Annotated in this window: 25 protein-coding genes; 10 read left to right on the top strand and 15 right to left on the bottom strand. The window is 76.6% G+C overall.

What is annotated here, in order from left to right; translation table 11 throughout:
* Nucleotides 1-110: 110 nt before the first annotated feature.
* Nucleotides 111-1,922 (bottom strand): multicopper oxidase domain-containing protein, encoded by a 1,812-nt coding sequence (locus ACI79F_RS20110; protein ID WP_456546786.1) that lies wholly within the window; start codon nt 1,920-1,922, stop codon nt 111-113.
* Between the two features lie 33 nt (nt 1,923-1,955).
* Complete coding sequence (locus ACI79F_RS20105) at nt 1,956-2,423, bottom strand: hypothetical protein (RefSeq protein ID WP_456546787.1); 468 nt, start codon at nt 2,421-2,423, stop codon at nt 1,956-1,958.
* Between the two features lie 288 nt (nt 2,424-2,711).
* Here ACI79F_RS20105 and ACI79F_RS20100 point away from each other — a divergent pair, with 288 nt between their 5' ends.
* Nucleotides 2,712-2,984 (top strand): hypothetical protein, encoded by a 273-nt coding sequence (locus ACI79F_RS20100; protein WP_456546788.1) that lies wholly within the window; start codon nt 2,712-2,714, stop codon nt 2,982-2,984.
* A gap of 403 nt (nt 2,985-3,387) precedes the next feature.
* Here the strand turns inward: ACI79F_RS20100 and ACI79F_RS20095 are convergent, their stop codons facing one another.
* The 3 genes from ACI79F_RS20095 to ACI79F_RS20085 form a co-directional block, all read right to left on the bottom strand.
* Nucleotides 3,388-4,359, bottom strand: a complete 972-nt coding sequence (locus ACI79F_RS20095) for a helix-turn-helix transcriptional regulator (protein WP_456546789.1) — start codon at nt 4,357-4,359, stop codon at nt 3,388-3,390.
* A 63-nt stretch (nt 4,360-4,422) separates the two neighbouring features.
* The gene (locus ACI79F_RS20090; protein ID WP_456546790.1) at nt 4,423-5,385 is read right to left on the bottom strand and encodes an AraC family transcriptional regulator; all 963 of its coding nucleotides are present in this window, start codon (nt 5,383-5,385) and stop codon (nt 4,423-4,425) included.
* A gap of 193 nt (nt 5,386-5,578) precedes the next feature.
* Nucleotides 5,579-5,839, bottom strand: a complete 261-nt coding sequence (locus tag ACI79F_RS20085) for a hypothetical protein (RefSeq protein WP_456546791.1) — start codon at nt 5,837-5,839, stop codon at nt 5,579-5,581.
* 207 nt (nt 5,840-6,046) lie between these two features.
* On the opposite strand from ACI79F_RS20085, the gene ACI79F_RS20080 reads away from it, so the two are divergent.
* On the top strand, nt 6,047-8,704 hold the full coding sequence (locus ACI79F_RS20080; protein WP_456546792.1) for a LuxR C-terminal-related transcriptional regulator: 2,658 nt from the start codon (nt 6,047-6,049) through the stop codon (nt 8,702-8,704).
* On the opposite strand, the gene ACI79F_RS20075 is transcribed toward ACI79F_RS20080, so the two are convergent.
* Nucleotides 8,701-8,901 (bottom strand): hypothetical protein, encoded by a 201-nt coding sequence (locus ACI79F_RS20075; protein WP_456546793.1) that lies wholly within the window; start codon nt 8,899-8,901, stop codon nt 8,701-8,703. The two genes, ACI79F_RS20080 and ACI79F_RS20075, sit on opposite strands and share 4 nt — an antisense overlap.
* Before the next feature lie 183 nt (nt 8,902-9,084).
* Between ACI79F_RS20075 and ACI79F_RS20070 the strand changes: the two genes are divergently transcribed.
* The 3 genes from ACI79F_RS20070 to ACI79F_RS20060 all read left to right on the top strand — a co-directional run bounded on the left by ACI79F_RS20070 (nt 9,085) and on the right by ACI79F_RS20060 (nt 10,426).
* Nucleotides 9,085-9,414 (top strand): hypothetical protein, encoded by a 330-nt coding sequence (locus ACI79F_RS20070; RefSeq protein ID WP_456546794.1) that lies wholly within the window; start codon nt 9,085-9,087, stop codon nt 9,412-9,414.
* Complete coding sequence (locus ACI79F_RS20065) at nt 9,411-9,656, top strand: hypothetical protein (protein WP_456546795.1); 246 nt, start codon at nt 9,411-9,413, stop codon at nt 9,654-9,656. The genes ACI79F_RS20070 and ACI79F_RS20065 overlap by 4 nt, the downstream gene beginning before the upstream one ends.
* A gap of 179 nt (nt 9,657-9,835) precedes the next feature.
* A complete protein-coding gene (locus ACI79F_RS20060; protein ID WP_456546796.1) occupies nt 9,836-10,426 on the top strand; it encodes a DUF6328 family protein in 591 nt (196 codons plus the stop codon).
* A gap of 43 nt (nt 10,427-10,469) precedes the next feature.
* On the opposite strand, the gene ACI79F_RS20055 is transcribed toward ACI79F_RS20060, so the two are convergent.
* Complete coding sequence (locus ACI79F_RS20055) at nt 10,470-11,093, bottom strand: DUF1269 domain-containing protein (protein ID WP_456546797.1); 624 nt, start codon at nt 11,091-11,093, stop codon at nt 10,470-10,472.
* A gap of 88 nt (nt 11,094-11,181) precedes the next feature.
* Entirely contained in the window at nt 11,182-11,844 is a 663-nt protein-coding gene (locus ACI79F_RS20050) for a hypothetical protein (RefSeq protein WP_456546798.1), read from the bottom strand.
* Nucleotides 11,845-12,009: 165 nt separating this feature from the next.
* Between ACI79F_RS20050 and ACI79F_RS20045 the strand changes: the two genes are divergently transcribed.
* Nucleotides 12,010-12,894 carry an MIP/aquaporin family protein gene (locus ACI79F_RS20045; protein ID WP_456546799.1) on the top strand — a complete coding sequence of 295 codons (885 nt, stop codon included), beginning with the start codon at nt 12,010-12,012 and terminating at the stop codon, nt 12,892-12,894.
* 12 nt (nt 12,895-12,906) lie between these two features.
* Here ACI79F_RS20045 and ACI79F_RS20040 read toward each other — a convergent pair whose 3' ends face one another.
* The 5 genes from ACI79F_RS20040 to ACI79F_RS20020 all read right to left on the bottom strand — a co-directional run bounded on the left by ACI79F_RS20040 (nt 12,907) and on the right by ACI79F_RS20020 (nt 15,415).
* A complete protein-coding gene (locus ACI79F_RS20040; protein ID WP_456546800.1) occupies nt 12,907-13,269 on the bottom strand; it encodes a hypothetical protein in 363 nt (120 codons plus the stop codon).
* Nucleotides 13,270-13,377: 108 nt separating this feature from the next.
* Nucleotides 13,378-13,641, bottom strand: a complete 264-nt coding sequence (locus tag ACI79F_RS20035; RefSeq protein ID WP_456546801.1) for a hypothetical protein — start codon at nt 13,639-13,641, stop codon at nt 13,378-13,380.
* Between the two features lie 271 nt (nt 13,642-13,912).
* Nucleotides 13,913-14,422: a DUF1269 domain-containing protein gene (locus ACI79F_RS20030; protein ID WP_456546802.1), complete on the bottom strand. Its 510-nt coding sequence runs from the start codon at nt 14,420-14,422 to the stop codon at nt 13,913-13,915.
* Nucleotides 14,423-14,480: 58 nt separating this feature from the next.
* Nucleotides 14,481-14,774 carry an SHOCT domain-containing protein gene (locus tag ACI79F_RS20025; protein ID WP_456546803.1) on the bottom strand — a complete coding sequence of 98 codons (294 nt, stop codon included), beginning with the start codon at nt 14,772-14,774 and terminating at the stop codon, nt 14,481-14,483.
* A 59-nt stretch (nt 14,775-14,833) separates the two neighbouring features.
* On the bottom strand, nt 14,834-15,415 hold the full coding sequence (locus ACI79F_RS20020; protein ID WP_456546804.1) for an HdeD family acid-resistance protein: 582 nt from the start codon (nt 15,413-15,415) through the stop codon (nt 14,834-14,836).
* Between the two features lie 118 nt (nt 15,416-15,533).
* On the opposite strand from ACI79F_RS20020, the gene ACI79F_RS20015 reads away from it, so the two are divergent.
* Genes ACI79F_RS20015 through ACI79F_RS20005 form a run of 3 tightly spaced genes read left to right on the top strand, consistent with a single transcriptional unit; the run spans nt 15,534 to nt 18,040 of the window.
* Entirely contained in the window at nt 15,534-16,022 is a 489-nt protein-coding gene (locus tag ACI79F_RS20015) for a hypothetical protein (protein ID WP_456546805.1), read from the top strand.
* Complete coding sequence (locus tag ACI79F_RS20010; protein WP_456546806.1) at nt 16,016-17,458, top strand: DUF2252 domain-containing protein; 1,443 nt, start codon at nt 16,016-16,018, stop codon at nt 17,456-17,458. The genes ACI79F_RS20015 and ACI79F_RS20010 overlap by 7 nt, the downstream gene beginning before the upstream one ends.
* A gap of 12 nt (nt 17,459-17,470) precedes the next feature.
* Nucleotides 17,471-18,040 (top strand): potassium channel family protein, encoded by a 570-nt coding sequence (locus ACI79F_RS20005; RefSeq protein WP_456546807.1) that lies wholly within the window; start codon nt 17,471-17,473, stop codon nt 18,038-18,040.
* Between the two features lie 18 nt (nt 18,041-18,058).
* Here ACI79F_RS20005 and ACI79F_RS20000 read toward each other — a convergent pair whose 3' ends face one another.
* Entirely contained in the window at nt 18,059-19,567 is a 1,509-nt protein-coding gene (locus tag ACI79F_RS20000; protein ID WP_456546808.1) for an SHOCT domain-containing protein, read from the bottom strand.
* A 205-nt stretch (nt 19,568-19,772) separates the two neighbouring features.
* Here ACI79F_RS20000 and ACI79F_RS19995 point away from each other — a divergent pair, with 205 nt between their 5' ends.
* Nucleotides 19,773-20,138, top strand: a complete 366-nt coding sequence (locus tag ACI79F_RS19995) for a carboxymuconolactone decarboxylase family protein (protein WP_456546809.1) — start codon at nt 19,773-19,775, stop codon at nt 20,136-20,138.
* Between the two features lie 99 nt (nt 20,139-20,237).
* Here ACI79F_RS19995 and ACI79F_RS19990 read toward each other — a convergent pair whose 3' ends face one another.
* Complete coding sequence (locus ACI79F_RS19990) at nt 20,238-20,456, bottom strand: hypothetical protein (protein WP_456578935.1); 219 nt, start codon at nt 20,454-20,456, stop codon at nt 20,238-20,240.
* Between the last annotated feature and the right edge of the window lie 289 nt (nt 20,457-20,745).

The raw sequence follows: 20,745 nt of genomic DNA, 5'->3' as shown, positions 1-20,745 counted from the left end.
GAAAAAAGTTCACAACACCGGCGCCCGGTTTGCGTGCTGGCCCTGGGCGCCGCCCGGCCCGCCCCCCCCCCCCCCCACGACGACGACGTCGTACGGCTCGACCGGGGCGGTCACGGGGTGGCCGCCCGGTCCACGGTGAAGCTGAACATCATCCCGGAGTGCATGTGCTCGGCGATGTGGCAGTGCGCCATCCACAGGCCGGGGTTGGTGACGTCCAGCAGGATGTCGACGGTCTGACCGGTGGGGATGAGCACGGTGTCCTTCCACACCAGGTTGGGCTCGGGCGCCCCGTCCCGGGCGAGGACGAGGAATCGCCCGGCGCCGTGGATGTGGAACGGATGGTGCATCGGGTGGTCGGAGTCCATTTCGTTGACCAGCCGGATCTTGTACCGCTGCCCGGCGGTGAACCGCCAGTCCACCGGCAACCCCTCATGGCCGGCGGTGCGGTCCAGCAGCTTCCAGCGCATCGTCTCGGTGGTGGTGGCCCGGTTCATCTCGGCCATCTCGTCCTCCCACTCGATCCCGTCGGCGGTCGAGGGATCGTGGTGGTGGGCGTGTGGGGCGTCGTGGCCTTCCGGTGATGTCTCCGCGGCGCCCGCGCCGTGGCCCATGTCGTGACCGTGGCCCATGTCGTGACCGTGGCCCATGTCGTGACCGTGGCCCATGTCGTGACCGGCGGCACCACCGGCCGGCGTGGTCACCATGAGTTTCATCCCGCAGTGCGGGCAGCGCCCCGGCTGGTCGCTGACCACCTCCGGGTGCATGGGGCAGGCGTAGCTCACGGCAGGTGCGGTCGCCATGAGCCTCATCCCGCAGTGCGGGCAGCGCCCCGGCTGGTCGCTGACCACCTCCGGGTGCATGGGGCAGGCGTAGGCGACCGGTCCGACCGCCGCGGCCGCGCCCGGGTCGTCCATCTCCGCGACGATGGCGAGCGTCTTGTCCGGCGGCGCGGCCAGCCACGGCTCCAGCCCCTCCCGCTCGGCGGTCAGCTCCGGGGCGGTGCGCAGCACGTCGAACTGTTCGCTCAGCCGCGGCTCGGCGGCCTCGTCGGAGACGGTGATCGCCGCCAGCCGGTAGGTGCGGTCCGGGGTGCGGTGCTCCAGCGCGAACTCCCCCGCCCGGTCGAACAGCACGTCGACGACCGCGCGTTCCGAGGGCGCCAGCACCACGTCCTGGACCAGCTCCTCGTGCTCCACCCGGCCGCTGTCCCCGCCGACGAGCTTCATCCGCGCCCCGGGCACGCCGACCCGGAAGACGCGGCTGTTGGCGGTGTTGGTCAACCACAGCCGCACGACCTCACCGGACTCCGCGGTGAGCACCGGCTCGGTCTCGCCGCCGGTGAGCATCACGTTGCCGTAGCGGCCCATCGCCGCGTAGTTGGTCTCGGTGCGGCTGAACGCCGCCACCGCGCCGTCCTCCAGCAGCAGGTCGTCCAGGGTGAGCACGGCGTCGCGGTGCGCCGGCGGCCAGTACTCCGGCTCCGCCGGCTCGACCAGGATGCAGCCGTACAGGCCCAGCTCCTGGGTGACGTCCTCGCGGATGTGCGGGTGGTACCAGTACAGCCCCGGGTCGGGGAACTGGATCCGGTAGGTGAACTCCCCGCCCGGCGGGATCGGCGCCTGGGTCTCGTGCGGCACCCCGTCGAAGCGGTTCTCCAGCCGCAGCCCGTGCCAGTGCACCGTGGTGTCCAGGTCGGTCCCGTTGACCACGTGCACGACGACCTCCGAACCCTGGCGCACCCTCAGCGTGGGACCGGGGATCGACCCGTTGTAGCCGAGCATCCGCACGGTCGTGTCGCCGAGCCGTTTGGCGACCGGGCCCGGGCGCAGCGCCAGCACGTCCCCGTCCGCGAGTGCGAGCACCTCGGGTCGCACGGCCTCGGGCAGGCCGGTGGTGTCGGTGGAGAAGACGGTGGTGTCCACGGGACGACCTCCTGTTCGAGCTGTGCGGACTGTTCACCACGCGAGCTGCACGTCAGCCGCGATCAGCACGGCGATGAGGGCGGCGGCGACGACGTCGACGGCGGCGCAGAACGGGGGCCACCACCGCGTGCCGGTGACGAAGCCCGTGCGGTGCTGCCAGAGGTCCTTCAGACCGTGACCGAGCAGGCCGGCCACCAGCAGCCACGCGGAGCCGGTCACCGCGGCCGCAGCGACGACGAAGAAGACGGCCGCGACGCCGGTCTCGACGGCGATGACCCGGCCCCGCCCGTCGGCCACGCTGAACCCGATGTAGACCGCGGCGATCAGGACGATCTCCATCGCGTAGACCGTCGAGTCGTCGAGCCAGGGGAAGGCCAGCGGGGACGCGGCCTGGATCACGCCCCAGACCGCACCCCAGACGAGCGGAGTCCGGAGCCGGCCGGCACCGGCGTCGGCCCGGCCGGGCGAGCCGACCGGTGCGATCCGCTCGGGGGCGCTCATGGCCGTCCGCCCAGCCGGTGACGGCCCACCGGCCGCATCGCGTCGGTGCCCATGCACCCAGCATCGCGAGACGAAACGTTCCGCAGAGGTGCCGGAAGTCCTGCCTCGGGCGCGCGATCACCTGGCCCCGCGCAGGCCGGAGAAGGACGCCGCTCACGGCCGCCCGTGGGCACCGCTGCGGAACTCCTCGGCGGTGCCACCGGGGCCGCTTCGCGTGCGGGCGGATCGGCCGGCCGGGACTTCGCCTGCGGTCTAGCCGACCAGCGGTCGGCCGGTGAGGCTCACGCCGTGACGGTGACGGCGGAGCAGTCGCCACAGGCGCAACGGCGGGCCGCGGCTCTGCGCGGGACGGTGGCGGCGATCCGGCAGGCTGCCGCCACCGTCGAGCTGGTGGCGTGCAGCTACGAGCACATGGCGGCCGCCGCAGACGCCGCCGGCAGCGATCCGGCCGGGGCCGCCCGGGGCCGGGCGGCGTGGGCCCGCAGGCGGGCCGACGCCCAACGCCGCCTGGCGCTGCGGATGTGGGCGCGGGCGGCCGAGCTCGAATCCGGAGGGTCCTGACCGGGCGGTCTCCGGTTCGCGAACCGACACCCCCTCGGTGCGCAGCGGCGTGCCCGCCCGCCCGTCGGGGCCCGCGGTCGGCGCGTTGGCTGGGTGCGGGCGACCGCGCGCGGTCGGCTTCTCGGACGAGCAGGATGCCGCTGAGCGCAGGCGGGTGTCTCCGCGCGCGGCACCCCACGAGCAGGCAGCGGGGGCACCGGTGAGCGCGAGGGCTGACGACGGGGGGCACCCGGAGTCTGCGCCGCCGAGGAACCGGTCGGAGGTGGCGGGGCGTCGTGCCGCGGCGGAGCGGGCCCGGCGCTACGCGGCCGAGCTCGTCGCCGCGGCCGACGCCTGCCGACGGCGGGCGGAGGCGCTGCGCCGGGGACTGGAGGACCGTCGACTGCGGGCCGCCCAGGGCGGATCAGCTGCGCAGGGTGTGACTGGGCAGCACGCCGTAGGCGGCGCGGTAGCGCTCGGTGAACCGGCTGGGGGTGAAGCCCCAGCGGGCGGCGACGGCGGTCACGGTGACCCCGTCGCCGGGGGTGGCCTCGCATAGCTGTCGGTGCGCCTGCGCCAGCCGCGCTCCGCGGAGGTAGGCGGTCGGGGTGGTGTTCCTGTGGCGGCGGAAGGCCAGCTGCACCGCGCGGGGGGTGACGTAGGCGGCGCGCGCGATGTCGGCCAGGGAGATGTCGGCGTCCGCGTTGGCGTCGATGAACGCGATCGCGCGGCGCAGCGTGCCGGGGCGGGCGTCGGCGCGGTCCGCGGCCGCGGGTTCGGCAACGGCGGTGTTCGGCAGGATCGTCAGCGCGGTCGCGGCCAGCAGCCGTGCGGCCGGCCCGAGCATCAGCGGCGAGGCGGCGGCCTCGGGCTCGGCGAGCAGGTCGTCGACGAAGCGGGTGACCTGCCGCCATCGAGCAGCTCCGCCGGGAGTGGCCTGCGAGACGGTGAACCGCCACGGCTCGTTCGTGGCGGGAGTGCCCCGGGCGACGTCCGTGAGCAGTGACTGTGGGAGGGCGACGCTGAGGGTCCGAGCTTCGTGACTGTCGGCGACGGCTCGGGTGTCGGGGTGATTGGCGATGAACACGTCCCCGGGCACGTACCGCTCGAGGTCGTGCCCGCGGTCGTACCCGATGGCACCGGCGACGGCCACGGAGATGAGGACGTCGTCCTGGCCGGCCAGGTCGAACGTGAGGTCGGCGGGCACCATGACATCGCTGATGCTGAACGCACCCGCGTCCAGCATCCTGACGCTGGCCTCCCATCTGGTGTCCGGGGAGGCCTTCAGCTGCAGCCGGCCGCCGAAGAGGTCGTCGATGAGCTCGCGCGCCTCGCCCGGGTCGGACGTGGCGTACTCATGCCGGCGTGGTGCTCCCGGTGTGGGGGGGGGTCCCATGCCGCCCTCCTCTCCCGCTCGTGAGGCGATGTCGACTCGCCGGGCGATGTCAGTCCAGGACCGTCAGGTGCGCAGGGTGTGGGCGGGGGTCACCCCGTAGGCGGCGCGGTAGGCGGCGGCGAACCGGTCGGGCCTGGCGAACCCCCAGCGCAGCGCGATCGCCGCCACCGTGTCCCCAGCGGTCGGGTCGGCGGCCTGCAGCTCCCGGTGCGCACCCTCCAGCCGCACCCGTCGCACGTGGGCCATCGGGGTCAGCCCGAGGTGGCGGGCGAACGCGAGCTGCAGCGCCCGCGGGCCGATCCCGGCGGCGGAGGCGATGTCGGAGACGGTGACCGGCAGCGAGGCGTGCGCGTCGATGAACGCCACTGCCCGGCGCACCACCGCCGGCGCCACCGCACCGGCGCCGGGCAGGTGGCCCGACGTCATCGTGGTGTTCGGGAACGCCGCCAGCGCGGTCGCCGCCATCAGCTCGGCCAGCTGCGCGGCGACCAGGGGCTCGGCCAGCCCGCTGCCGGGGTCGCCCAGCTGCTGGTGCACGAACCGCATCAGCCCCAGCCACGTGCGGCGCATCGGCTCGGACACTGGGGCCATCCCGTCGAACCGGACGTCGGTCCCTCGCACCCCCAGGCGCTCCTCGGCCACGCGCTCGACGACTGCCAGCGGCAGCCGCACGATGCCCACGTCCACGTCGTCCCACTCGTTCATGAACGGCACGGCGGTCGGGCACCGGAGCACCACGCCCGGTCGCGTGACGACCTCCTCCCGGCCCGCCACGTACCGGCACCCACCGCTCACCGGACTGGCCACCACCAGGTCGCTCAGCGAGGCGACCGCGCAGCGCATGCCCGCGGTGAACCGCAGCCGGTCCGCGGTCAGGTGACCGGCCGTCGCCGACCGCAGCTCGCAGCTGAACGACCCGCGGACACCGGAGAACGCGAGCGGGCGCTCCGGGCGGTAGAGGTCGGTGAGCACGGCCTGGGCGACATCCGGCTCCCGGATGGACCACTCGACGACCTCGACCGGCATGACGCGCCTCCGAGGTGCGCGCTCGAGGGCCCGTGGCTGAGCCGTCACCGGCAGCGCCGGCCCCGCCGACGGTAGCCGCCGGCACCCGCTGCGCGAAGCCCTTCGCCTGCCAGCGCAGCGGAGAGCTCCTGCCCGCAGTCGGTCGAGATCGCGCAGGCCCGAGCGGGACGCCGGACGGCTCGCGATCCGTGGGTCACGGGTTCGCGCCCCACCTGCCCCACCCGCCCGGACCCGCCGTCTCCAGCTCGACGGCGCCGAGCCGCCCGGCGTTCCACAGCGGCCGCCGGAGGACGGCGTCGCCGGTCTCCAGCACGCCCGGGAGGGCGCCCGCGGGCGGCGCGGCGGGAGCGAGGCCGGCCTCGGCCTCGTAGGGCGCGGTCACCGAGCGCCCGAGGACGACGACGAGGAGGGTCTCCACGGCGAACCCCGCGAGGCTCACGACGACCCAGACCATGCGACCACCTCGTCACCCGACGGCTCCAGGTGCAGCTGACCCTGAGCACTATCCCGGTGACAGCACGCGACGTCCTCACCCCCGCCGGGCGAGCACCGGGTCTTCCGCTGCCCGTTCCGATCCGAGACGATGCGACATCGGAGGCCAGGTCGGCCCCGCCCGGGCCGGCCGGAGCCCCCGCACGGGGACCCGAGCCGAGGGGGACCCGTGAGCGTGCCGGTGGGCAAGCTGAGGAGGCCGCGGCTCAGCCGGTCGGTCATCGACCGCACCTGGCTGTTCGCCCGCCCGCCCTCGGCGGTCCTGGCGCCGGAGGCCGACGGGGAGCGCCCCGACCCGGTCGTGACCCTCGTGTCCGCGCCGCCCGGCGCCGGCAAGACGACGCTGCTCGCCTCCTGGGCCCGGACCCGCGAGGCGCACGGCGACCCCGTCGCGTGGGTGTCGCTGGACCGGGCCGACGACGACCCCGCGGCCTTCTGGGACGCGCTGCTGCTCGGCGTGCGCGGGGCGCTCCGCGGCGGCCCGGACCCCGGCGAGGAGCTCTCGGCGTCACCGCCGGCCCGCCGGGCGCGGGGAGCGGAGCCGATCCCGGAGCTCAACCGGCTCGTCGAGGCGGCGTCGCGCCGGGTCTGGCTGCTCCTGGACGACGTGCAGGAGCTCACCGGCGCGGAGGTGCACGCCGAGCTCGACGCGCTGCTGCGCCACCTGCCCGCCGGGCTGGAGCTCGTCCTGGCCAGCCGGCGCGACCCCGCGCTCGCGCTGCAGCGACTGCGCCTGGCGGGCCGGCTGCGCGAGATCCGGGCCGGCGACCTGGCCCTGGACCGGGACGAGGCGCGACAGCTGCTGGCCCACCACGGCGTCGTCCTCGGCGACGAGGAGCTCAGCCTCCTCGTCGAGCGCACCGACGGGTGGGCGGCGGGCCTGCGGCTGGCCGCGCTGACCCTCGCCGACGCCGCGGACCCCGCGGCGGTGGTGCGCCGCTTCGCCGGCGACGACCGGGCGGTCGCCGACTACCTCACCGCCGAGGTGCTCGCCGCGCTCGACGAGCGCCAGCGCGGCGTGCTGCGGCTGTGCGCGCTGCCCGAGCAGCTCACCGGCGAGCTGGCCGTCGTCCTCACCGGCGACCCGGAGGCCGGCGCCGTCCTGGAGCAGCTGTACCGCGACAACGCCCTGGTGAACGGGCCGGCGCAGCCGGGCGGCTGGTACCGCGTGCACCCGCTGCTGCGCAGCTACCTCCTCGCGGAGCTGGAGAGCGCGCACGCCGATCCGGCGCTGCGCCGGGACGTCGTCGCCGCCCACGGCCGGATCGCCACCTGGTTCGCCGGCCACGGCCAGCTCACCTGGGCGCTGGAGCACGCCACGCGGGCCGGCGACGACGCGCTGGCCGTCCGGCTCCTCCTCCCCCACGGGCCCCGACTGCTGGCCGGAGGCCGCCCGCGGATCCTGCGCCAGCTGATCGCCGCGTGCGCCGAGACCGTCCGGGCCGACCCGGCGGTCGCACGGCTGGACACCCTCGCCCTGCTCGACCTCGAGGAGTTCGCGCACGTCCCCGGGCCGCGGCTGCCCGGGCACGACCGGCTGGCCCGGACGCCGGCCGCCGCCGGTTCGGATGCCGGACCGCTCGCCGCGCTGTTGGCCCTGCACCACGCCCGGCACGAGCCCCGCGCCGCCGGTGCGGTGCTCGCCTCCAGCGCCGCCCAGGGCGCGGACCGCAGCGACGACCTGGGCATGCTCGTCGCGCTCAACCGGGGCATCGTCGCGCTCGTCGCCGGCCGGCTCGACGAGGCCGACGCCGACCTCGGCCGCGCCCAGGCGCTGGCCGCCGGGTCGGGCAACGCGTACGCCGGACTGCGGGCCGGCGCGTACCGGACCGCGCTGGTCGCCGCCCGCGGCCAGTACCGCCGGGCCCGCGCGCTCGCCGACGCGACGGTCCGGGCGGCGGTCAGCGCCGGCGACGTGGACGCCCCCGAGGTGGCCGGCACCGTGCTGCTGGCCGCGCACAGCGCCCGCCAGGAGCTCGACGGCGCCGCCGCCCGGCGCCTCGCCGACCAGGCGTCGGCCCTCCTCGAGGGCAGGGCGGACGTCGACACCCTCGTCTCGCTGCGCTCGCTGCAGGCCGTCCTCGACGTCGACGACGGTGGCGACCCGCTCGAGGGCTGCCGGCGCCTGCGGGAGGGCTGGACCGTGGCGGCCGGCCGGAGCCTGTCGGCGCCGCTCACCATCTGGCTGTCCTACGCCGAGCACCGCTGCGCGTGGCTGGCCGGGCGGCTGGACTGGGCCCACGACGCCCTGAGCCGGTTGGAGCGACTCCAGCCCGGCGGCGACGCGGCGGTGCTCGCCGCGACCGACCACCTCGCCCGCGGCCGCCCCGACGCCGCGCGGCACCGCCTGGGCCCCGTGCTCGACGGCACGCTCGCCTGCCTCCTGCCGGTCGACCTGCAGCAGGCGTGGCTGCTCGAGGCGCTGCTCAGCGACTCCGCGGGCCAGTCCGCCCGCAGCCACGAGGCGCTGCGCGCGGCCCTGGACGCGGCGGCGGAGTCGGGCGCGCTGCGCGCGTTCGTCGACGTGCCGGGCGTGGCCGGGCTGCTGCAGGCGAACGCGGACCGCTTCGGCCGCCTGGACCCGCTCGCGGACCGGATCCGGGCGGCCGCCCGCGCGCGGGCCGACCACACCGTCGTCCCCCTGACCCCCCGCGAGCTCGCCGTCCTCGCCGACCTGCCCGCCCAGCTGACCCTGGAGGAGATCGCGGAACGCCGGCAGGTGTCGGTCAACACCGTGAAGACGCACGTGCGCTCGATCTACCAGAAGCTCGGTGCCTCCAGCCGCCGCGAGGCGGTGGCCGCCGCGCGCCGCCGCGGCCTGCTCTAGTCGGGCAGCTGCCGCAGCTCGACGACCGTCAGGCCCAGGGACTGGAACCGGTCGAGCAGGCCGTGCAGGTGGGAGCCGTCGGTCACGGGCCCGAACATGACCGTGCCGCCCGTCGCGCCGACCCCGGTCGTGAGCTCCGGGAACGCGCCGGCCACCGCCTCGGACACCCGACCGGGGAGCAGGAACTCGTAGCGCACACCGGCCACCCCCTCGCGCCGTCCGGGGCGGCGCCCCTCCTCGACCGCACCGGGCGGCGAGCACGGACCCGCCCGCCCAGGGTCGGCCCGCCCGACGCCTGCCGGATCACCCGGCCCGGGTGATCGCCCCGGCCGGGACCAAGGGCCCTGGGAGCCCCGATTCCGTCACGGCACCGTGACGGTATGCCTCAGCACCGGGCCCCGAGCACCTCGACGACGTCGTCCTCCCCCGCCCCCGGCGGGCTCCCCGCCTCCGCCGCGGAGCGGCCCCTGAGCCCGCTGTTCACCGCCTCGATCGACCCGCTGCAGGGCACGATCGCCCTCCGCGGCCGGCTCGACGGGCTCGGCGCCGACGCGCTGCGCGCCAGCGTGCTCCGCCTCCGGGACGTCGGGCACCGCTGCATCGACGTCCGGCTGCGCCCGGGCGCCAGCCTGGACGCCGACGCCCGGGACCTCCTCGACGAGCTCGCCGGCCACCTGGCCACCGAGGGCGTGCTGCTGACCGTCCGGTGACCCGCGTCGCTCCCGAACCCTGGACCCCCGGCATCGAGCCGGCGACCCCACGCCCCGGGCAGCCGGGCGCGGCGGACGCACCGCAGGGCCGGCTGCACGCCGTCGCCGCCGACGGGCTCGTCACGGGCATGGCCCTCTGCATGACCCCGGTGCTCCTGCTCGACCCGGCGTACTGGGCCTGGCCGGACGACGGCAGCTCCGCCTGGCCGCTGTGCTGGACCTGCCTCGCCCTGACCTGCTGACCGACGGCGCGGCCCCGGCGGGAAGCCGGCCCGGCCCCGGCGCCGGGGCCACCCGGACGGGATGAGGACCGGCGCGCCCGCCGTCCCTAGCGTTCGGCGGGGTCGCGACGGCAGGGCTCCGACAGGAGGGCCACGACAGGAGGGCCACGACAGAGGGCCACGACAGGCAGGGGTCGGGCATGGAGACGCGGGAGTCCCCCACCCGGGCCGACCGTCGCCCGCCGCCGAGGCAGCGGTTCGTGCCGTCGGCGGCCCTGCGCACCGCGCAGTCGCGGGGCGAGACGCTCGACCAGGTCCTGGACCGCAACCTCAACGAGCTGCTGCAGGAGCTGCGGGTCGCGTTCACCGGCGTCCAGATCCAGTTCGCGTTCCTGCTGGGCCTGGCGTTCACCCAGCGATTCACCGAGCTCGACGGGTTCGGCGTGACCGTCTACACGGTCGCGCTGCTGACCACCGCCTCGGCGACGATGGTGCTGCTCGCGCCGGTCCCCTTCCACCGCATCGTCTTCCGCCGGGGGCAGAAGGCCGCGCTGGTCGCGGTCGGCGACCGGCTGCTGTCGCTGGGGATCGCGCTGCTGGTGCCGGCCATCAGCAGCTCGGTGCTCCTGGTCCTGGACGTCGTCCTCGGGCGGTGGCAGGCGGTCGTCGGCTGCGCCGTCACGGCGCTGATCGGTTTGGTGACCTGGTACGCGCTGCCGATCGGCGTCCGCCGCTCGGGGCGCGGCCGGCGCCCGGTGCCCGCCGGGGACACCGGGCACCGCGGACGGTGACGCGGCGGGACCGATCGCCGCGCGGGACCGACGGCGCCGTCGGTCAGCCGCCGGTCCGGGTGTCGGCGGGCGCGTCGGCCGGGGCGGCCTCGGGCGTGCGGGCCTCCTGCCTCGGCACGGACGCGGCGCCGCCCAGCTGGTCCTCGGCGCGCCGCATGTCCTCGGCGAGCTGGTCGGCGGCCATGTCGGTGGCGCGGGAGACGACGCGGTTGGCCGCCTTGATGGTCTGCGCGACCGCGTCGGCCAGGTTGAACTCGTAGACGGCGATCAGGCCGGCCTCGCCGGCGTCGAGGGTCTCCCCGAGCTCCTTGAGGTCCCCGCGGGACATGCCCCCGCGCGCGTGGCCGACGACCCCGCCGATCGCCGCACCCGTCCCGCCGGCGGCGGCGATGCCGATGCCGACGGGCGGGAAGAGCACCGCCACCACCCCGGCCGCCAGGCCCCAGCCGAGCCCCACCGCCGCGCCGTGCCGGGTGGGCTGCTCGTGCTTCTTCACGATGCGGACCGACCCGTCGGCGTCCTTGGCGATCACCGCCGCGTCGAAGTCGTGCGAGCTGCGCACCACGCGGTACAGGGCCTTGACCGCCTCGTAGTCCGCGATCGCCGGTTCGACGTCGTCGTACGCCGCCGCGACGACGTACAGCGTGTCGTTCTCGTGCCTGGCCATGACGCTCCTCTCGGGTCCTGCTCCTGCGGAGCCGCCAGCGTGGCCGGGCCCGGGGCGCGCGGGGATCACCCCCGCCGGGCGACCCCGCTCAGACCATCCGCAGCACGTCGGCCACGCGGTCGACGGCCCCGGAGTCGACCCGGCCGGTCGGCGCCGGCAGCGCCGCGACCGCCGCCGCCAGCGTCTCCCGCAGGGCGGCGTCGCGCCGGTCCCCGGGCAGCGCGGCGAGCCGGGCGACCACCACCCCGAGCCGGTTGCGGGCCGGGCCCGTCCGGTGCACCGGGTCCAGGCGCCGGGCGAGGCGGGCGCGCCGGCCGGTGCCGGTGACCCGCGCGAGCCGGCGCTGGGCCCGGCGCCGCACCCGGACCAGGACGGCGGGCTCGCCGGTCGCGGCGCAGGCCGCGTCGACGGCGGCCAGGACGACGGTCGCGGTCCCGCGCGGACCGGCCGGCGCCGCCGCCGCCAGGTCGGGGGCGAGCCGGGCGAGCGCGGGCCGGCCCTCGTCGGAGGTGGCGTCGTTCACCAGCCGGGCCAGGGCGGCCAGGGCGGGGTCGGTGCAGCGCGAGTGGTCACCGAACGGCGTCCCGGCCAGGACGGACACGTACTCCATCAGGCACGCGCCCTGCTCCGGCGTCCGGTGCGCCCCCACCTCCAGCTGCGGCAGGCCGTCCGGCGTCCGCTGCCCCGCCTCGGCGGGCGACCGACCGACCGCCGGGGCGGTGCCACCGGGAAGGGATCGCTCCTGCGCCATGGCTGCCTCCTCCGTCGCCCCGCCGACGCTAGGCCCGGCGGGCCCGGCGGGCCTCACCCGCCGCTGATGACCTGTGTGCCCGCGATGGTGGGCGCGGCGGGCGGTGCCCTCCTCATCCCGCCGGGATGGGGCGACGGCCCGGGCGGCTGCGCACAGTGCCGCGCCATGACCGACGACGCCATGACCGACGACAGGGCCACCACGCGGGCCGACAGCGACCGTCGGCAGCTGCTGCGCTCGCTCGGCACGCCCGACTCGATGCTGCACGAGTTCGACTTCTGGGACGGCCGCTACGAGGGCCGGCGCCTGTTCTCCGAGCTGTTCGGCACCTTCCTGCTGGTGCTGGTGGCCGTCGGCGGCGGGATGGTGAACGCCCGCTTCGGCGGGTCGGCGGTGCCCTACGGCGCGCTCGTCGTCGCCCCGGCGCTCATGGTCGCGGCGATCATCCTGTTCATGGGCGCGGTCTCCGGCGCCCACCTGAACCCCGCCGTGAGCGTCGCGTTCGCGCTGCGCGGCGACTTCCCCTGGCGCCGGGTGCCCGCCTACGTCGTCGCCCAGCTGCTCGGCGCCGTCCTCGCCACCCTGCTGCTGCGCGGGCTGATCGGGGAGCAGGGGGACGCCGGCCTCACCCTGCCCGGCTCCGGGATCTCGACCACCACGGCCCTGCTGTGGGAGGTCGTGCTCACCGTCGGGCTGGTGAGCACCATCCTGGGCGTCTCCTCCGGCGCGCAGCAGCTGGGCCCGATCGCCGCGCTGGGCGTCGGCAGCTACATCGCGCTCGCCGGGCTGTGGGGTGCGCCGGTCAGCGGCGCGTCGATGAACCCCGCCCGCTCCCTGGGGCCGGCCCTCGTCCTCGGCGACTGGGCGTCGTGGTGGGCCTACCTGCTCGGCCCGCTGGTCGGCGCCGTCGTCGCCGTGGGCTTCGCGTTCGTCCTCCGCGGCGCGGGCGGCGGCCGCAGCGGCCGGGACGCGGCGCAGGGCACGCTCGGCGAGGACCGGCGCCCCGGACCGGACGGCCGCACCGCGACCCCCGGCGCCGACCCGCGCTGAGGCGTGCGGACGTCAGCGGTCGACCGGGCCGCGCCCGGACGACAGGTGGCCGACCAGCCACGCGTCGAGGGCCACGACCAGGTCGTCGCAGAGCCCGTGCAGGGACGACGACCGCCAGCGCCGGAGGTCGAGGACCCGCACCAGCGCGTCGACCCGGGGGTCGTTCCGCTCCGCCGTCTGCACCGGGTGCAGCGGCCCGACGTCCGTCCCCGGCAGCTGCGCCACGAGCATCAGCACGCCGTGGTGGTCGACCGCGCCCACCGCGCGGCGGGCGAGCATCGGCCCCGTCAGCCCGCGCCACTCCGAGGGCTCCAGCTCCGCGACGATCGCCGCGGCCCGCCCGTCTCCCGACTCCCCTGACACCTTCCCCGGCACGTCGCCATCCCCTCGTCGGCGCCGGCGGCACGCTCGAGGGCTGGGCGTGACGGAGCACGGATACCCGCCGGGCCCCGGCCGCATGCACGCCGTCGCCGCCCGGCGCCGTCACGGGCCGCGTTCGCGGGGCGCCCGGGGCAGATCGGCCAGCGCGGCCGCCAGGAACGGGCCGACCAGCCGGTCGGCGTCCGGCCGGGCCACGGCGACCTCCCACGGGCGGCCGTCCGGCGTGGCCAGGCTGAGAGCGACGGGGTGCAGCCCGAGGCCGCGGACCTCGTCGGGGAGCAGCCGCCGCACGGTGGCGTCCTCGGCGACGCCCGCCTCCACCGGCGTCAGCCACAGCCGCAGGAACCCGGAGCGGACCAGCAGCACGTCCCCGGCCCAGGCCGCCCGGGTGCGCCGCCGCGCCCAGCGCTGCTCGCCGCGCGACCACCGCCCGCGGGCGGGGCCGACCCGGCACCGGAAGGAGGGGAGCCGGCGGGCGTGGTGCAGCCGGCCTCAGAGGGTCAGGACGCCGGTGGTGGCCCCGGCGACCAGGACGGCGCCGATCGCCGCCAGGAGCGGGGACATGGCGCACCTCCCTCGCGACGGACGCGGAACGGGGCCCGGCTGCCGCCGCAGACGGGCCCCGGTCCGCCCGCGGTCAGCCGGTGGTCGCCGGCGCCTGCTCCTCCTCGAAGACCTCGCGCAGCTTGGCCTCCTCCTCGTTGCTGAGGTTGGTCTCGACCAGGACCATGTGCTGGCCCTCGAAGGCCTCGCGCACCCGGTCGACGACCGCACCGGAGGAGAGCACGAACAGCGCGGAGGTCCCCGGCTGGATCTCCTCCCGCATCCGGCGGATGAAGGAGTCGTCGATCCCGACGTCGGACATGCTGCCGACCAGCGCGCCCATGCCGGCGCCGATGGCCATGCCGAGCAGCGGGATGAAGAAGATCAGCCCGAAGAGCATCCCCCAGAAGGCACCGCCCAGGGCGCCGGCGCCGGTGAGGCTGGTGAGCTGGCGCGTCTTGGGCTTCCTCGCCCCTTCCGGGTACGACACGATCGCGGCGTCGTGGATCTTGATCAGCTCCCTGCGCTGCAGGTCCTTGAGCGTCTCCTCGGCGATCGCCGCACCGTTCACGGTGGGGAACTTCCAGACGGTCATCGTGGCCATCGGTCTCTCCTCGGGTTGCTGCCGCCGGAACCGGTCGGTCCGGGGTCCTCGGGCGGGGTCAGGAGCTGAGGATCCGGCTCTTCTGGAGCGCGAACTCGGCGTCGTCGAGGACCCCGGAGTCCCGCAGCTGGCCCAGCTCGCGCAGCTGCGCGAGCTTCGTCTCGGTGTCGGTGCCCGCCGGGGCCGGCGCGGCCGGCTCCGGCGCGTACTGCGGCGCGTACTGCGGCTCCGGCGCCCGGGTCGCCTGCTGGTTCGCCCAGCGGTTGGCCTGGCGCCGGGAGACCCGGTTGGACACGGCGGTGGCGGTGCCGGCGATGACGGCGGTGCGGGCCATCCCGCGGAGCAGGGGCATGACGACTCCTGTGTGGTCGGGACGGCGCCGGCCCCACCGGCCGGCGCCGCGGGGACGGGTCAGCCGACGGCCGCGGGCCGGCGCACGGCCGGGTGCCAGAAGGCGGCGACGACCAGCAGCAGGCCGAAGGCGGCGATCTGCAGGCCGAGGACGACCGAGAGGACGAGGACGGTGGCCTCGGGCCAGACGATGGCGATGACCCCGATCACCACGTTCACCGCGCCGGCGAGCACGAGCCACCCCCAGCCGGGGATCTCCGAGCGGGCGACCACGGCGACGCCGGCCCGCATCGCACCGTGGGTGATCAGCGACAGGCCGGTGATCAGCGCGAGCACCCAGAGGGTGACCCCGGGCCAGACGATCGCGAGGACGCCGCCGACGGCGAGCACCGCGCCCAGCACGTAGGAGCTGCCCCGCCGGTGCTCCTCCCCGGCCGCCCCGACGGCGACCTCCAGCAGCCCGCCGGCGATGAAGGACAGCCCGACCAGCAGCGCCAGGGTGCGGGCGGCGGCGACCGGCTGGAACAGCAGGACGACGCCCAGGACGAACACGGCCACACCCAGCACGCCCACCGCGACGCGGACGCCGGTGTGCCTGCTCGGGGTCGCACCCGTGTACGGGCTCGAGACGTTCGCGGTCATGCCGGCTCCTCCCCGCGGACCGATCCGTCGGCGCCGACCCTCCCGCCGGGGTGCGCCGGTCGGCCTCACCCCCAGCGGATGACGCAGCGGTGCGACCGCGACCGGCACCGTCGCAGGCATGGGGAAGTGCGCGGGCGCGGCCGCGGTCGTGGGGGTGGCGACGGGGCTGGCGCTCGCCGCCTGCTCGTCGGACCCGGATCCCGAGCCCGCCGCGGCGACCTCCGGGGAGAGCTCCCCGGCCGCGTCGTCGTCGGCGGGCTCGTCGGGCTCGGCGGCCGGCAGCGGCGACGTGTGTGCCGCCGCCGACGACCTCGGCACGGCGCTGACCGGGCTGCGGGACGTCGACGTCGTCCGGCAGGGCACGGCCGCCGTCGGCTCGGCCTGGAGCACGGTGGAGGACGCCTGGACAGGCCTGGCCGACGCCGCGCGCGCGGAGTACGGCGACGCGGTCGACGCGGTGCAGTCCGACGCCGACGCCGTCCAGAGCTCCCTCGACGCGGCGACGGCCAGCCCGTCGGCCGCGTCGCTGACCGCGGTGGCGACCGCGGTCGGCGACTTCCTGCAGCAGGCCGGATCACTCGTCGACGAGGTGGACGCGACATGCTGACCATCGAGGCACAGGCCCCCGCACGGCCGGCGACGACGCCGGCGGACCGCCGGCCGACCCCGCAGGAGCGGCGGGCGGCGGGCAAGGCCCTGCGGGCGGCGGTCCCGCTCGAGGCGCACGCCGCCTTCACCCGGCGCCCCGGCACGCCGGACCCGGTGACGCTGCTCGACGAGCAGGCCGCCGACCGGGTCCCCGACCTGGTGCCGATCCGCTACGGCCGGATGCTCCAGTCCCCGTTCGCCTTCTACCGCGGCGCCGCCCGGGTCATGGCCGCCGACCTGGCCGGCGCCCCGCGGTCGGGGCTCACCGTGCAGATGTGCGGGGACGCGCACGTGTCCAACTTCGGGCTGTTCGCCTCCCCGGAACGGCGGCTGGTGTTCGACGCCAACGACTTCGATGAGACCCTGCCCGGGCCGTTCGAGCACGACGTCAAGCGGCTCGTCGCGAGCCTGGTCATCGCGGCGCGGGCGAAGGGCATGGGCCGCAAGCAGCGGCGCGCGCTCGCCACCGCCGCCGGCGCGTCCTACCGGACGGCGATGGCGGAGTTCGCCGGGATGCGCGACATCGAGGTCTGGCACTCCCACATCGACGCCGACGAGCTCAACGCCGAGCTCGCCCCGCAGCTGGAGGGCAAGCCGCGCCGCCGGCTGGCCCGGGCGCTGGAGAAGGCGCGCACCCGCGACACCCTCCAGGCCTTCGGCAAGCTGACCGACGTGGTCGACGGCCGGCTGCAGATCCGCGCCGAGCCGCCGCTGCTGGTGCCGCTGCGCGACCTCGTCACCCAGGACGAGGAACACCGGTTCGCCTCGTCGTTCCCGGAGGTGGTCCGCCAGTACCGGAGCTCCCTGCAGGCCGATCGGCGCACCCTGCTCGAGCGGTACGCCTTCGTCGACATGGCCCGCAAGGTCGTCGGCGTGGGCAGCGTGGGCACCCGCTGCTGGGTCGTCCTGCTCGTCGGGCGCGACGCGGACGACCCGCTGCTGCTGCAGGTCAAGGAGGCGGTGCGGTCGGTGCACGAGGAGTTCGTCGGCCGCAGCCGGCACGCCAACCAGGGGCAACGGGTGGTGACCGGCCAGCGGCTGATGCAGCAGGCCTCGGACATCTTCCTCGGCTGGCAGCGGACCACCGGCGTCGACGGCGCCCTGCACGACTTCTACGTCCGGCAGCTGCGGGACTGGAAGGGGACGGTCGAGGTCGACGAGCTGCGCCCCGCGGGGCTGCAGAGCTACGGGCAGCTGTGCGCCTGGTGCCTGGCCCGGGCCCACGCGCGCTCGGGTGACCGCATCGCGATCGCCGGGTACCTCGGCTCCTCCCCCGCCTTCGAGGAGGCGCTGGCCGAGTTCGGCGAGGCCTACGCCGACGTGAACGACGGCGACCACCGCCGGCTGGCCGAGGCCGTGGCCTCCGGCCGGGTGCGGGCGGAGCTCGACGTCTGAGGGCACCCGAGCGTGGCCGCCCCTCCCCGCGACGCCCCGGACCCGGTGCGGGACCTGCCGGCACCCGGCCGCCGGACCTTGGCCGCGGCCGTGGGCCGCACGCTGCTCACCACGCTCGGCGTGCTGGTCCTCTACGCCGTCCTGCCGCTGAGCGGCCCCTTCGGCGTGGCGACGTGGCTGCTGCTCGGCGCCGGCCTGGCCGGGATGGGCCTGCTCGCGACGTGGCAGGTGCGCGCGATCCTGCACTCACCGCACCCGGCGCTGCGGGCGATGGAGGCGGCCGCCCTGTCGATCCCGCTCTTCCTGGTGCTGTTCGCCGCGGCGTACGTCGTCCTCGCGTCCGGCGACGAGGCCGCCTTCACCGAGCCGCTGGACCGGGTCGACGGCCTGTACTTCGTGGTCACGGTGTTCGCCACGGTCGGCTTCGGGGACATCGCGCCGGTGAGCACCACCGCCCGCGTCCTGACGACGGTGCAGATGGTGGGGAACCTGGTCCTCGTCGGCCTCGTGCTGCGGGCGTTCCTCGGGGCGGTCGACCGGGGACGCCGCCGCGCGGAACAGGAGTCCGCCGGCCGGGACTGACCGGCCGGCACCGGCGGGTCACACGGAGAGCAGGCGCTCCTTCTCGCGGAGGAACTCCTCGTCGGTCAGCACCCCCGCGTCGCGGGCGGCGCCCAGCCGCACGATGAGGTCCAGCCGGCCGTTCAGCGTGCTCATCGCCTCCGGCGTCAGGGCGGCCGGGACGAGGGTGTCGGCCGGCGAGGCCGGCCGCGGCTCCGGCACGACGTCCGAGGCGACGACGGCCGAGGCGACGACGGCCGAGGGGACGGCGGCCGGCGCGGCGGCCGCCGGCGCGGGGACCCGGTCGGGCGCCTCGGGCGGCCCGGGCGCCTGGTCCTCCAGCCAGGCGACCGCGCCCAGGTACAGGGCCACGAGCGCGCCGATCCAGGCCAGCACCGACAGCGTCGGCTCCGGCCAGCACAGCACCACGACCGCGGCGACGACGATGCCGGTCCAGCGGACCGGGCCGTGGTGGGCGCGGACGTGGGCGCCGAGCCGGGCGCTGCGCTGCCGCAGCTGCAGGCCGTCGGCGAACGCCCGGCTCCAGGCGGCGACCCGGCGGGGCCACGGCTCGCGCGCGGCCTCCTGCGGCGTCCCGCCGTCGGCCGCGGACGCCGCGGCGGCCGCGGCCTCCGCGCGGCGGGCGCGCAGCTGCACCCGCGCCGACGCGACCCCGCTGCGCACCCCGGCGACGACGCCGAGCCGGCCCCAGACCAGCGTGCCCACGAGGACCAGCAGGACGGCGACCAGCACCCACAGCGTCCGGGAGCGCAGGCTGGAGGCCAGGACGTCGTACATCGCCCCGACCGCATCCCGGTTCTCGGGCCGGGCCTGCGACACCAGCGCGCCGCGGCCCAGCCGGAGGGCGGCCAGCAGCAGCAGGAGCAGCACCGTCGTCGTCACCGTCCACGCACGCAGGGTGCGGCGGCGGTGGGCGGAGACGCCCAGCGCGCCGGCGAGCGTGGCCAGGGCGACCAGCCCCAGCCACCACCACACGTCCTCCAGCAGGTCGATCGCGTCGTAGAGCTGCGGTTCGTCGGCCGGGCTGAGCAGGGTCACGCCGGCGTCGTCGGGCAGCAGGTCCAGCACCTGCCCGGCCACCCCGTCCTGCAGCGAGGCGGGCACCCGCTCCTTGGCCTGGCCGAGGGTGAACTCGATCGGCTCGCCGGCGACCAGCTGGTCGTGGACGGAGGTCAGCGCGGCGTTCGTCAGCGGGCGGAACGGGTCGCTGGTCAGCAGGCGCTGCACACCGGCTGACACCAGGGAGCGGATGCCGTTCTCCACGGTGCCGCGGTACTGCTGCAGCCGTGGCGGCAGCGCGGTCAGGGCCTCGTCGACGACGTCCTGCACCTGCTGCTGGGTCATCACGGTCTCGGTGACCCGCTCGTTGACGCGGGCCTCGACCTCGGGCAGGTCGATCATCGTGTCGACGGTCGACACGAACCGGTCGGTGTCGATCACGGTCTGCCGGGTCCACAGCGAGACGCCGGCGAGGACCAGCGTGAGCGCGCTGACGAGGACCAGCAGGCCGGTGCCCAGACGACGCACGGCTCCTCCCTCCGGCGAGGGCGGGCCCGGAGCCCGGCCACCGGAGGTCAGGGTGGCGACGAGGGGGGCGCCGCTCATCACCCGGCGGGGATGACGGTGGCCGCGCCCGGGCGGCGGATCCCCGACGTCCTCCGCTCGGGGTGACGCCCGGCGTCCGGCGGCTCGCCAGGCTGGCGGCGCCGTCGTGCCCACCCCAGGAGGAGCCATGACCCAGACCGCCCCGGACAACGCCCTCGACCGCATCGCCCAGGGCGACGCCCCGGTCCTCGAGGAGCTGCTCGCGATGAACCTCGACGCGCTGGAGCGCTCGGGGCTCGACGCCGAGACCTACCTGCTCGTCCGGCTGGCCGCCCTGGTCGCCGTGGACGCTCCCCCGGTCTCCTACCTGATCACCCTGGGCGCGGCGGCCGACGCGGGCCTGACCGTCGAGAAGGCGCAGGCCGTGCTGGTGGCGATCGCCCCGGTCGTCGGCAGCGCCCGCGTGACCGCGGCGGCCGGTGCGATCCTGCGCGGCGTGCTGGGCGCCGCCGCGCTCGCCGGGCCCGACGTCCCGGAGCCGCGCACCCCGTAGCGAACCGCACCGGCGCGGGTCCCGGCGACGACGCATCGCCGGGACCCGCGTCGTGTCCGGGCCGGTGGTCGGCCGGCGGTGGCCCCGGGCCGGTCGGCCTCAGGGCTGGTCGGCGTCGTGCGGCTCCGGCGTCGCGGTGCGGACCTCGAGCAGGTCCAGGCCCAGGACGCGCAGCCGCTGCAGCACCCCGTGCAGCCCGGACTGGTCCGTCGGCGCGGTCCTCAGGATGGTCAGGGGCGGTTCCTCGCCGAGGTCCTCCGCGCCGATCTCCTCGAGCAGTTCGGCCGGCACCGGTCCCCGCACCCTGAGCTCGTACACCTGAGGTCCCATCTCCGCGCGCTCCCTCGACATCGGTGGGCGCCCCGAGCCGGCCCCCTCCCGGGGCCGCCGGCCGACCGGTCCTCCGGCCGGTGCCGGTGGCGCTCCGATCCCCGATGCGCCGAGCGTCGCCCGCCGGGAGGCCGCCGGCCTCCCCCCGCTCGGATGAGCCGGTCGGTGCCGGCGGGCCGGAGCGGCGGCTCCCCGGCCGCGGTCATCCCGGTGGGGGGATGGGGACCGGCCGGCCGGCGCCGCACCCTGGCGGCGACGACGCCCACGGACCGGCCCA

This window comes from Blastococcus sp. SYSU D00868 (assembly GCF_054050575.1).
The sequence above is the reverse complement of the archived record's forward strand: the minus strand, read 5'-3'. Positions and strand labels throughout refer to the sequence as shown.